The organism is Corynebacterium sp. LK28 (genome assembly GCF_014335105.1).
GTDB classification, from domain to species: domain Bacteria; phylum Actinomycetota; class Actinomycetes; order Mycobacteriales; family Mycobacteriaceae; genus Corynebacterium; species Corynebacterium macclintockiae.
In genome coordinates, this window is the sequence record NZ_PDGZ01000008.1 from 224327 (window position 1) to 237467 (window position 13141).

Consider the following 13141-nt stretch of genomic DNA (forward strand, 5'->3'; position numbering starts at 1 on the left):
TCCCTTCGTTTCTCGACAAGCCTGGTTAAAGGTTATCTAGTTAATCGCCGTCTAGTCGCCATCCGTGATGTGCTTGGCGATCACACGTCCCACTTTAGAGATCTCTGGTTCGTCCACAATAGCCAGGTGGTCGCCGCGGAGCTGGATGATTTCCAGGTCCTTGACGATCTCGCCCCAGCCACCGTCCGGCGCTACCTCGGCGTAGGCCGGCTCCAGCTCAATCGCGCCGTCGTGCATTCGCTCCGCGCGGAACAGCGTGACCGGTGCCTGCACGTCTGCCCAGGCTCCGAAGTCCAGGGATTCCAGGATGCGGTTGTCCACGAAGCTGGCGCGCTGGTGCTCCAGCACGCCCGCGGGCAGGCCGAGCCCCTTGGCCTCCGGGGAAGCCAGGAACTGCTGGAACATCTGCATCATCACGCCTTCGCCCTGCTGGTCCAGCAGCTCGTGCGGCACCTCCAGGGGCAGCCCGTAGGTCTTCTGGGCGAACGCGGCGTAGCGGTCCCAGCGCGCGTGCATTTCTTCCTTCGTATCCGGCGCGGGGTTCTTCGGCTGCACGGTATCCAGCAGCACGATGTGCTCGACCTCTGCGCTCGGCTCACCTGCGGTGGCTCGCTTACCCAGCTGGTAGGCAACCTCGTAGGCCAGGGCGCCGCCGAAGCTCCAGCCACCCAGCACCACCGGGCGGCCGTCGGACAGCTCGATGGTCTCCGCCAGGTAGGCGCTGGCACGATCCGCCAGCTCGCCCTCGAGGCGCTCCACGCCGTACACCGGCACGTCCTCCGGCAGGCGGCGCATCAGCGGCGCGTATACCACGGACGAGCCACCAGCCGGGTGGAATAGGAAGACCGCCGGTCGGGTGCTGCCTTCGGGGCGTGCCCGCAACACGCGGATGTTGCCCTCCACTTCGCTTTCCAGGCTGCTGCGCACCTTTTCGCTCAGCGGCTCGAGGGTCTCGGCAGCCAGCACATCTTCCGCGCTGACCTCCGCCCCGGAGCGTTCGGACAGGCGCTCTGCGATCCCGCGCGCCTGCTCCTCGTCGATCTTCGGCAGCTCACTGGTCACGCCCGCGGCGGCCTTGCCGGTCACCTTTGCCCAGGTCGCGAACACCAACCTTTCGCTCGCGTCGCGCGGGGCCACGCCGCCGGCGGTGGCGGTGTAGTCGGTTGCCGCCTCGCCGCCGTTGTTGTCGCTATCGCTTTCTTCCTTAGTGACGCCACCTTCTCCACCAGCAGCCGCATCAGCCGACTCGCCGGTCTCCCCGGCGTGACGCTCCGCGATCATCTGCTCCACGAGTGCGATCACATCGTCCACCGAACCATCGCGCAGCGCCTGAACCTGCAGCGGTGGCAGGTCGAAGTCGTACTCCACACGGTTCTTGATGCGCATTCCCATCAGGGAATCCAGCCCCAGGTCAATGAGGGGAAGCTCGCCGGGCAGATCCTCGATGTCGTAGCCCATGGATTCGGAGACGATGGCGCGCAGGCGGTCACCGGCGGACTCCCCGGAGTTGGGATCCCAGCGGTCAGCGGTCTCGTCGACCTCGGGCAGAGTGTTGCCGGCGCTCTCCTTCGCGGAAGCCTTGGCGGCGGAAGCGCTCAGCTCCTCGTTGACAGCGGTGGCGGCTGGGGCCGAGGTGGCGTCATTAACCCCAAGAGTGGCGATAAAAGCCTCCGCAACCAGCGGCATTGCCTGTCCGGCAGGGCCATCGGCGGCGTAGACGGACAGGGACCAGCCGCCGAGGGAACCGGTGGCGATAGTCGTCAGCTGGCCTGCGGTCGGCAGTGGGGAGTGCTCGCGCGTGGCGGCGACGGTGGCGTTCTCGGAAGCGCCAGTAGTGCTGCCAGAAAGCACCTCGGCGGCGGCCTCGGCGAGCAGCGCGATGCTGGGTACGTCCTCCGCCGCAGCGCTGAACACAACGCGACCATCGGGCAGGTTCACGCGAGTACCGGGCAGCTCCACGGCAGGGTCCGACGACGGGCGGGCGCTGGTCCAGTAGCGCTGCAGGTTCCAGGTAGTGCCCGGCACCTTCGGCAGCGCCTTAGAGCGGGTATTAGTGCCAGCGCCAGCGCCAGTGCCCGCACCGGTAGCCGAGCCCTGCGCGCCGCCCATCGCAATGTCCTGCAGGGTCCGCGAGCCCGCAGCCAGAGCCTTGAGGTTCAAGTTAGCGCCCTGAACGTACAGCTCCGCGAGGGTGGACAGCAGAGTCTGCGCGACCGGCTCCTTGCGCTTCAGCAGGAACAACAGCTTGGAATCGCTGGCGTTGTGCGCGAAGGAGTTGTTCATCAGCGGCATCAGGGCCACCGGGTTCGGGGAGATCTCGATGAAGGTGCGGAAGCCATCGTCGAACTGCTTACCCGTCGCCTCCGAGAACCAGACCGGCTGGCGGGTGCAGCGCAGGAAGTATTCGGCATCGTGGACGACCTCGCCCGGGGTGTACACGCGACCGCGGTCGACGGTGGAGTACAGCGGGGTGTGGATCGGCTGGGGTTGCAGATCACAGATCTCGTAGTGCAGCTCGCCCAGGATGGGGTCCAGCATGGAGGTGTGGCCAGCGCCCTTGACCTTCAGCAGGCGGGCGAATTTGCCCTCGCCCTCCAGGTATTCGACCAGCTTCTGCACCGGCTCCGCGGGGCCACCGACGGTGGTCATGCCCGGCGCGGCGTACACGGCGGGCTCCACCTTGGCGTATTCCGGGTGCTCGGAGGTGAAGGTGGCAAGTTCCTCCACGCCGAACTCCACCACGGCCATGGCACCCTGCTTGTCCTCCGGCAGCAGGCGCTCGCCCTCGCCCATCAGGCGGGCGCGGTGGCAGGCGATGCGCACGGCTTCCTCGGCGGAAATGCCGCCCACGGCGTAGGCCGCTGCGATCTCACCCATCGACTGGCCGACGACTGCGGCGGGCTGCGCACCCAAGGTGCGCAGAAGGTCGTTCAGCGCGATCTGCACGCAGGTAATCCCCACCTGGGCGCGCTCCGTGTCGTAGTTCTGCTCGTCGTCCAACACCATCTCGGTGAAGGACCAGCCGGACTCGGCCCGCACGACCTTATCCAGCTCATCCAGGCGGGCGGCGAAGAACTCAGAGAGTTCGTATAGGTCCTTAGCCATCTTGCGGTGCTGCGAACCGAAGCCGGAGAACACCCACACCGGGCCATTGGCCGACGGAGAATCAGCGGTCTTTACCGTCGCGCCCTGCTTGCCCGCTGCGATGCGCTGCAGGCCAGCAATAGCTTCGTCGACGGTGGCGGCGGACACCACGCCGCGGGAGCGACCGTGGTTGTGCCCTGCCAGCGCCAGTGCCAGGTCGCGCAGGTGCAGCGCTTCCGTGGCTCCGTCGCCAAAGGATTCCCGGTTGTCCTCCAGGTATCCGGCCAGTGCTTCGGCGGCCTGGCGGCGGCGCGAGGGTAGCAGGCCACTGACGGGCAGCAACACTCGCGGGGCCTCCCCCGCCGCATCCTCACGGTCCAGCCCAATCGGGGCACTGTCCTCGGTCTCAGTGACAGCCGCGTAGCCCACTCCCGCCGCAGCTTCCTCAGCCAGGTTCGGCGCCGCGATCACGACGTGCGCGTTCGTGCCACCGAAGCCGAAGCCAGAGACACCGGCGATGGCGCGCCCCGAGTACTCCGGCCATTCGCGCGGATCCTCCACGACTTCCAGGTGCTCGCGGTCAAAGTCGATGTACGGGTTCGGGCCGCTGTAGTTCAGGCTCGGCGGCAGCACGCCCTCGCGCATCGCCATGACAACCTTCATCACGCCCGCGACACCCGCAGCGGCTTCAGTGTGCCCGAAGTTAGTCTTCGCGCTTCCCAGCAGCAGCGGCTCTGCCACGTCGCGCTGGCGCCCCAGCACGGTGCCCAGCGCGGTGGCTTCAATCGGGTCACCCAGAATGGTTCCGGTACCGTGAGCCTCCACGTAATCCACCGACTGCGGGTCGATCCGCGCGTCCGCGTAAGCACTGCGTAGCACGTCGACCTGCGCATCCGGGTTCGGGGCGGTCAGACCGTTGGAGCGGCCATCGGAGTTCACCGCCGAGCCTTTAATCACGGCCAGCACATTGTCGCCGTCACGGCGGGCATCCTCCAGACGCTTCAGCACCACCACTCCGGCTCCGTCGGAGCGCACAATGCCGTCCGCGTCGTCGCTGAAGGCACGGATGCCACCCGTCGGGCTCAGCACACCGAGTTCGGAAAACGCCACGGTCGCAAAAGGACTGCATAGGAGGTTGACGCCACCCGCCACAGCCACATCAGAATCACCATCGCGCAGAGAACGCACCGCCTGGTGAATTGCCACCAGCGACGAAGAGCAGGCCGTATCCATCGCCACGGACGGGCCACGGAAGTCGAAGGCATAGGAAATGCGGTTGGCAATGATGGAGCTGGAGTTACCCGTCAGGGCGTACGGGTGCGCCTCCGCCGGATCGGCGGAGATCAGCATGCCGTAGTCGTTGTTGGTATTACCCATGAACACGCCGACGGGCTTGCCGCGCAGCTCGTTGGCGGGGATGTGCGCATCCTCCAGCGCCTCCCACGTCAGCTGCAGCACGATGCGCTGCTGCGGATCCATGTTCGCCGCTTCCAGCGGGGACAGGCCGAAGAACTCCGCGTCGAAGGAGGCGATGTCCTCGATGTAGCCGCCGGTCAGCTGGGCTTGCTCCATGCGGCGGGTCATCTCCGGGTCGCGGGAGTACTCCGCCCAGCGCCCGGCGGGCAGCTCGCCCACGCCAGAGCGGTAGTTGGAAAACAGCTCCCACATCTCATCGGCGCTATCGGCACCGGGGTAGCGGCCTGCCATGCCGACCACTGCGATATCCCGCTTACCCAGCGGCAATGGGCCACCTGCGCTGGTATCGGTGGTTGCGGAGGCGGTGGCGTCGGTACCAAAAACAGCGCCAGAACCGCGGCCGTTCATCAAGTGATCGGCCAGCGCGGCAATGGTGTTGAACTCGTAGGCAATCGTGGCATCCAGGGTGGTGCCCAGCAGGCGTTCCAGGTCGCCGGACAGCACAACGACATCGCGGGAAGACAGGCCGAAGTCCTGCATAGAGCGTTCGTCGGAAATCTCGGCGGCATCCAGGCCGGTAGCGTCCGCGACCCACGCGCGCAACCATTCCCGCATCTGCTGAATCGTCGCGGGGCGGGTGTGCTGGTTGTTCTGCTGCCCGTCCTTCTGGTCGCCCTGCTGATTGTCTGCCATGGAAAGTCGCCGTTTCCTTTCGTGCATTAATTCGTGAGTGAGCCGTGTGCAGTTATGTGGGTGTGTGCCACAAAGCAATAAACGACCACCGAGATACCGGCTTAAACGCTGTCGAAGGCCGCACGGGGGTCGCTAGTATCGCCATATTTTAACGCGCCTGAAGCGCTTTATGGATTAAGCGCCCAGCGTGCCCTCCAGATACGCCTTCGCAGCTACGCGGCGGGCGATCTTGTTGGCGGAAGAACGCGGGAGGGTGCCCGGCGCGATGATGCGCACGTCCGAGGGCTGCACGCCGTGGGTGGCGGTGACGGCGGCTCGCATGGCCTCAATGGCCTCCGCATCGCCATCTTCGGTGGCCTCCGGGTCGCGCTCGGCGATGATGACCAGCCCCTCGACGGATTCGCCGTCGGCGCCACGGGCCGCAGCAGTGCCCTCGCCGGCGCCCACTGCGAAGGCGGCGATAACGGCCGGAGCGGTCTGCGCGGTGGCCTCGTCGGCGGTGGCCTCGATGTCCTGCGGGTAGTGGTTGCGGCCTGCGACGATGATGAGGTCCTTCAGTCGGCCGGTGATAAACAGGTGCCCGTCGACGATGACGGCCAGGTCGCCGGTGCGCATCCAGTTGTCCTCCGGCACGTCGCCCGCGTGGCCACCAGATTCCAGACGGTTGGCTACGGGCAGGTTGTTGCGGAAGGTTTCTTCGGTTTCCTCGGGGCGGTTCAGGTAGCCCGCTGCCATATTGTCGCCGTGCACCCAGATCTCGCCAACGTTGCCGTCGGCGAGCTCCTTGCCGGTCTCCGGATCCACGATAGCCAGCGTCTGCGGGGAACAAACCTGGCCCAGGGAAACCAGGGAGAGACTGTCTGCGTCGTCCGCACTGCCCTCTACTACGGCTCCGGCGGACAGCTCTTCGCGCTTAAACCACTTCGTCAGCGGGCGCTCGTCAGTCTGCGGGGTGGTGACGATCAGCGTGGCCTCGGCCAGGCCATAGGACGGACGCATGGCCTCCTTCTTAAAGCCGTAAGGGCCGAAGGTATCTAGGAACTTCTGCACAGAGCTGTGGTGCACCGGCTCGGAACCATTGATGATGCCGTCGATAGCGGACAGGTCCACGTCGGCGAGCTCCGCGACCTTCGCCGGGTCGGCGTAACGCACGGCCAGTTCCAGGGCGAAGTTCGGAACGACGGTGTAGATGTTCTCGTCCTCGCTCTTGCGGTTCAGCTGGCGGACCCAGCGGCCCGGATCCTGGATGAAGTCGCGCGGGGACATTAGCTCGAATGGAAGTCCCAGGATGATCACGAAGGCGGACAAGATCACGCCCATGTCGTGGTGCAACGGCAGCCAGGTGGAAAGACGCAGAGGGGTCTTCAGGTTAACGGCCTTAAAGATCTGCAAAACGTTGGTGACGATCGACTTGTGCGTCAGCACCACGCCAGCCGGGGTGCGCGTGGAGCCGGAGGTGTACTGCAGGAATGCTTCCTCGCTGGACTTCGGGGCCAGGGATGGATCCGCCATGATGGCGGCCATGGGGTTCTGCCAATCGTCGGCCAGCGCATCCGGCAGCGCGTCCACCGTCAACACGCGCGGGCGCTCGGTCGCGGGGATGGCAGCGAAGTGCTTGCGTACCGCAGCCGCGGAACGCTTGTTAGTCAGCACTACCGTCGGCTCGGAGGAACCCAGCACGGCGGTTAGATGACCGGTGTGGCCCGGCTCGTTGGGGTCGTACAGCGGAACCGGCACCATGCGGGCGTACATCGCGCCGAGGAAGGCGTACATGTACTCCGGGGAGTTATTAGCCAGAATCGCCACGCGGTCGCCGGGCTTGGCGACCTGCTGCAGGCGCACGCACACGGCCTTAATGCGGGTGTTCACTTGCGCGCGGGTGATCTCGTGTACCGTTCCCTCGCGCGACTCGGAGAAGTCCCAGTGGCGGATCAGCACATTATCTACGGTGCCTTCCATCTGCGCCATCGTGTACAGCATCTCGCACATACCGGAAAGGGTCAGCTGATCAGGGATGTTGATATTGCCCTGCTCGTCGTAAAACTGCCCCATTGCCGAAGTGATATCCACTGAGATCTCCTCTATCTGTTTCTATAAACACTTAGTTTTACTTGTGAAACACATCGTACCGGGAAAGGCATTCGTTACCCTGCAATTGCGCAATGCTGTGTCTCGCACCCGGCGGCATGTGGTGCCCTCGCCCCCGGCGCCGTATGGTGCACTCGCGCCCGGCGGCATGCCAGCTACTTCCCCAGCTACTTCCCTGTGCGCTCGTTAATCAAATCCCGAGCCCAACCAACGATGTACTCCGGCACGGTCTTCCCGTCCACGACCGCGCCATTCGTCGCGTACTGAGAGTGGACAGCATTGGCAGCCACCAGGTCCTTAGCTCGCACAAGAGCGTTGCCCAGATCCCCTGGGGCGTCACAAATAAGATCGGCAGGCGCACAGAAGTTATTCACGCGATCGTTGAGTTCACCAAAACCATCCGGGCGCGGACCGCGCATCGTCGCCCCGGGGACGATGGTCTGGATCAGCCCGCTCACAGGGTTCAGCGCAATCTCCGCGCCCGTACCGCGGATACCCTTCGCACCGACCAGCGTGCCCTTATCCAGCTCCTGGCGACCATCGGCGATCAAAGCCACACCCAGGATCCTGTCTGCGGGAACCGGCCCCCGGTTGTTGCCGATCTCCCCAGCCATGTCGCCCGTAATCACCGCGCCCTGGCTGAAGCCGGTCAGCACGAAGGACGTCGCCGGGCATGCCTTGTGCATCTCCCGCAGCTCGTTTTCCAGCCGCTTGAAGCCCTGGTTACGGGAGTCGTCGTAGGTCATCTCCCCCTTCGCGTTGATGTTGCGGAACTGCGCGGTATACGGCAACGTCCACACCTTCACCTTCTCCTTGGGGAACTCCTCGGTCAGGGGGCGGGTGACATTCAGCAGCAAGGACCGCGGGTTGGCGCGCGGAGCCAGCGGATCATCGTCCGCCTTGGATTCCCACGTACCCGGGGCCGCCAGCACCTCTACATCCGCACACCCCGGCGGGTTCTGCGCTTCAGGGCTCGGCGGTGCAGTGGGCTTGCCCGGACCGGGGCCTCCCGGTTGATCATTTGTGAGTAGCCAATTCCCCACGCCCACCACGATCAGAGCAAGGAGGACGAGCACGGCCAGGATAGTCAAGACCTTCTTCATAAATTCCTTCTAGAACAAAACCAGGCTGCCCGCGCGTAAATGTGGACAGCCTGGTTACTCGAGACTTCGGAAGCGCTGAAGCCCTAACAATACGCCGATTTCGCTGCGTTGCGAATAGCTTCCTCGGCCTTTTTCGGGTCACCGTCGATCACGCCGTTCTCCTTCAGCTGCCCCGCAGCCAACGGAGTGTAGACGTCCGCCTTGCCGCCGCCTTCGGCGGTGCAATGCGCTTGACCAGCTGCAATGACCTGATCTTCCAGGCCACCAATATCGGAGGCATCATCGGCCTTCGTCAGGTCAATGCCGCCATCCTTCAAGCGGTTCAGGAAGTCCTTGTCCTTGTCGCTACGCTGCGCGCCAGTGGGGATCTCATCCACCTCATCCACGCCGCCGTCGTGCGCTGGCGCACCGCCTTGGCCGGCGGAGCCTGGGGCGTCACTACCTTCCGTAGAGCTAGAGCCCGACTCACCGTCACCGTCCTTGACCCCATCCTTGCTGTCCTTGCCGTCTTTGTCTTCGTCGGACTTGGACCCAGACTCTGACGCAGACACCGACGGCACTGAGGATTCGGTGGAATTGTCCACCGTCTCATCGTCGCCGCAGGCCGTCAGCGCACCGAGGGACAGCAGCGCCACGCACGCAGCACCGACAACGGCACCGCGGGACGTGCGTCCGGTGTTTTTCTTAGTGACGCCCACCGTTAGAGCACCTCTACGCGTCCGTTGACCTCGCGGATCTCACCGTGCTGGAACTTGATCCGCGTTCCGCCGGCCGGGATGTCCTCGTGGTCGCTGGTCGGGTAGCCGAGCTTGCCCTGCTCCCAGCCACGCTTGCCCCACTCGTCGAACACGTTGCCGTAGTAGATCACGTGCGCGCCGGTGAACGGGGACCAGTAGATGTTGCCGTGCTCAAACTCGGAGAAGCGGCCGCCCTTGATGGCCTTTTCGCCACTCTTCGGCTTGCCCAGCTTGGAGTTCAGGCCACCCAGCTGCAGGTACTTCTCGGCGATCTTGCCCTGGACGTAGTTGGTCTTGTTGTCCTTATCGCGGACGATCAGGCCGTTCTGGAACTTCTGCATGTAGCTGTCGCCGACCTTCTCGACCTCAGCGATCGGGTAGCCCAGCGGGCCGTTCTCCCAGTTGGTCTTGCCCCACTCGTCGACGAAGTCCTTCGGCACAGCGAAGGCGCCGGTCTCGTGGGTCCAGTAGATCGCGCCATTCTCGAAGGCCGTGAAGCGACCGCGACCGTTGGAAATGACGTGCTCTTCGGAGGTCGGGTAGCCCAGCCAAGAATCCGGGCCGTTCATCGACGCGTAGCGGGCGCCAATGCGACCCCATACGAAGTGGGCGCCGGTCTTCGGGGACCAGTAGGCACGGCCACCGCGGAAGTCCTGAACCTTGCCGCCGTCCTTAGCATCGTACTCGTTAGAGATGCAGGCGCCCAGGTTCGGAACCTTCTTGACGTTCTCGGCGATAGCGCCGCCGACCTGGCACTTCGCGCCGCGGTCAGCTTCCGACAGGCCGAGGGCATCGGCGATGTGCGGCCATGCCTGGATCATCTCGTACTGCCAGTACGGCCAGTCGTGGGTACCGGACGGACGGAAGGCGGTGATCGGCTTGACGCCGGCCTGCTTAGCGCGCTTGACGAAGGTCTCGGTGGTCATGCGAGACATGGCCTCCAGGCCGAAGCCCGCCATGTTGCTTGGCAGCCCCGGGATAGCGCCCGGCTTGTCGTACTTGCCGGCGTTGCCGTTGCCTGCGGAGACGTAGACGGTCATCTTCTTCAGAGCTTCAACGCCCAGCTTCGGATCGTGGTCGATCCAGTCCTGGGAGCCGAATTCGCCCCACATCTTCTTGGCGTCGTAGCCATTGCCGTCGTTCGTGGCGTAGGCGATGGCCTCGGGCATGCCGTAGGAGGTCGTGTCCAGGTAGCCGGAGAAAGAACCGACGAACTTCCACATCTCCGGGAAGCGCTCAGCCAGGTTCATCGCGGCGGTGCCGCCCATGGACAGGCCGGTGATGGCGCGATCCTCGTTGGCACGCCAGCCTTCGCGCAGCACCGGCGGCAGCTCCTTGGTCAGGAAGGTCTCCCACTTGTAGTGCTTGCCCTTGTCTGGCTGCTGCCAGTCGGTGTAGAAGGAGGACTCGCCGCCGACGGGCAGAATCACGTTGACGTTGCGGTCCGCGTACTGGTTAGCAATGTTGGTGGACAGGGTCCAACCCGACTCGTCCTCGCGGGCGCGCAGGCCATCGAGGGCCCACACGGTCGGGAACTTGCGGTCCGGCTGGGAGTACCAGTCGCGAGCCAGCAGGATCTGCACCTTGATCGGCTTGCCCGGCATGGCGGCAGAGTTGATGAAGACGTTCGCCCAGCGCTCGGTGATCCACTCAACGCGGTCCACGCTGACACCCTCCGGCAGGCCCTGCAGGTGCTGCTCGGTGACCTGGCGCGGGGTGCGCTTCGGGATGCTCTCGGGGTCCAGGTAGCTGGTGCCGGATCCCGGACCCAGGGATCCGCCCAGGGAGCTCTGGGCAGCAGCGACTGGGGTCAGCGGCATTGCAAGTGCAACGGAAAGCGGCAGTGCCAGGAACGCGGCGCTTCCGCGGCGGAGGTTGCTGCTGTTCGTGCTACCGGTCTTGCTGCTGGCGGAGCGAGTGCGACGGGAAATTTTCGCTGCAAGGCGCATAGTCTTCATTCTTTCTGTTGCTCTTTGGTTGTTTGGTTGTAGTTCTGCAGTCGCCCTGGGGCCACCCTGCAGTTGTGCTGGTCGTGCGTAGTTGTAGGCCAGCTCAGCGCTGGTGCTGTGTCAGCCGAAGCAGGTTCCCCTCCTGCTTCGCACTGCCGGCCATTACTGAACTTTTCGATCCAGGTACTCTATTCAGATTCTGTTTATTGCTGTCAATCACGGCCTGGGGCTTCCCGCCGGGACGCCTCGCTGAGCAGTCGCGGCAAGCACTTCCCACAGGCGCGCTTCAAGCACGTCAGTAATTATGGCAAGCAAAAGCGTATTCACATGGACAACACGCGGAACATTTAAAGTTTTACTTTAGGGTTAGCCTAGCACGTAGCCACTGTTACCCATGTGACCCTTTTTGCTCTTCCTTTTTCTTGACGCCGCCACACCCCAACCGCCCCGCCCAACCGCCCCGCCCAGATAGCCAACACCGGCAAACCCTCTCCTCAGCCCCACACCCCGGCCACACGCTCCGGCCATCCAGTCCAGCCCCACACCCCGGCCTACATGTCGGAAAAGTTGCACTTCTTTGTTGGTAACTATTTCCATTTCGCAAAGCCGCTGGTCAGAGCGCCACAAATCGTATCCACGAAATAGCCGACTTGTAGCTTTGCAACTTTTCCGACATTTACCCTCCAAGAAACGCAAAAGCCACCGCCGAAGGCGACCGGCTATTCAAGCCGGCACCTTAGACAGTGGCTTCGGGAACCTAGCAAGCCCCCCAGTTAGCAAGGCCTCCGTTTAACAAGACCCCAGGCTAACTAGTCACAAAATTAACTAGGCACCCAGCGCGCGGAGGATGTGCGGGCGAGCCTTGCTCAGCTCCGCATCCCAGTACGGCCATGCGTGCAGGCCGTTGATCGGGTAGCTCACAACTGGGCGAGCACCTACCGCACGAGCAGCCATCTCAAACTTCGCAGTGGAGGTACGCGCCATCCACTCCAGGCCGATGCCGGCAGCAACGCCACGCGGGTTCTCCAGGAACTTCTCGCCGCGAGCCGGAACTCCGCCGGAAGCAGCCAGGTACAGCGGCATACCGCTGAAACGGCCAGCCTGAACAGTCGGATCGTTGCGGAAACGCAGCGGGTCTACCGGGCTACCCCACATGTCCCAGATGTTCGCGCCCTTGTCAGCATCGGACATCGCGTACTGGATTCCGGCGTACATGCCCGGCCAGGTCGGGTTCAGGTAACCAGACAGGGAGGTCGCCTGCTTGAACTGGTTGCGGTGCCACGCAGCCAGGTTCATCGCGGCAGTACCGCCCATGGACAGACCGACAATGGAGTTGCGGTTCGGGCTCACGCCAAAGTTACGCTGCAGGTAACCCGGCAGTTCGCGGGTCAGGAAGGTCTCCCAACGCGGCTTCTTCGGACCACCCTTGCCACCGTACGGACCCTTCCAGTCAGTGTAGAACTGAGCCTGGCCACCAACGGGCATCACCAGGGTCACGTTGTCGTTGACGAACTTCTTCACAGCGTTGCCAGACCAAACCCACGCGTTGTAGTCCTGGCGTGCGCGCAGGCCGTCCAGCATGTAGACGCCAGCGTTACCGCCACGCGAGGAAGGCTTGATCTGCACCTGGATCTTCTGCCCCATCGCCGGGGAGTAAACCCAGCAGTTCTGCAGGTAGTACTTGTGCTTGCTCCAGCTGCAGCCCGGGCGCAGGTGGCCGCGGTTATCCGCAGCAGCCGTAGGTGCAGTTACAACAGCCATGCCCAGCGCAGTGGCCACTGCAACCAGGAATGCAGTGAGCTTCGCGCCCAGTCCCTTACTCTTCATCGTCGAATTCATACAGTCCTAAACAGCTCTAGTCAGTCTTGAAATCTCTCGAAACGCAGTTGCTCTGCCGAGAAACACAGAATGCGAGTACGTTATCAAATCTTTACGATCCTGCTCAAGATAACTATCGAATCCATTAAGTAAATCGCTACATCTTCCAAAAATTAAGGTCTCTCCTCCCCTCCCCCGCCACAGCAGTCACACACCCATCTCTCGACGCCACATTTTCACCCCCAAAAGTGTA

Annotated in this window: 6 protein-coding genes; all 6 read right to left on the reverse strand. The window is 63.7% G+C overall.

Annotated features, from left to right (window positions below; translation table 11 throughout):
* Nucleotides 1-51: 51 nt before the first annotated feature.
* The gene (gene pks13, locus CRD15_RS03230) at nt 52-5193 is read right to left on the reverse strand and encodes a polyketide synthase Pks13 (RefSeq protein WP_187401887.1); all 5142 of its coding nucleotides are present in this window, start codon (nt 5191-5193) and stop codon (nt 52-54) included.
* 174 nt (nt 5194-5367) lie between these two features.
* Nucleotides 5368-7263, reverse strand: a complete 1896-nt coding sequence (locus tag CRD15_RS03235; RefSeq protein ID WP_187401888.1) for a FadD32-like long-chain-fatty-acid--AMP ligase — start codon at nt 7261-7263, stop codon at nt 5368-5370.
* Between the two features lie 185 nt (nt 7264-7448).
* Nucleotides 7449-8384: a cutinase family protein gene (locus CRD15_RS03240; RefSeq protein ID WP_187401889.1), complete on the reverse strand. Its 936-nt coding sequence runs from the start codon at nt 8382-8384 to the stop codon at nt 7449-7451.
* Between the two features lie 83 nt (nt 8385-8467).
* Nucleotides 8468-9082: a DUF732 domain-containing protein gene (locus CRD15_RS03245; protein ID WP_187401890.1), complete on the reverse strand. Its 615-nt coding sequence runs from the start codon at nt 9080-9082 to the stop codon at nt 8468-8470.
* Between the two features lie 2 nt (nt 9083-9084).
* Nucleotides 9085-11070, reverse strand: coding sequence for an alpha/beta hydrolase-fold protein (locus CRD15_RS03250; RefSeq protein ID WP_187401912.1), 1986 nt, complete (start codon nt 11068-11070; stop codon nt 9085-9087).
* An 825-nt stretch (nt 11071-11895) separates the two neighbouring features.
* Nucleotides 11896-12909, reverse strand: coding sequence for an alpha/beta hydrolase family protein (locus CRD15_RS03255; RefSeq protein WP_187401891.1), 1014 nt, complete (start codon nt 12907-12909; stop codon nt 11896-11898).
* Between the last annotated feature and the right edge of the window lie 232 nt (nt 12910-13141).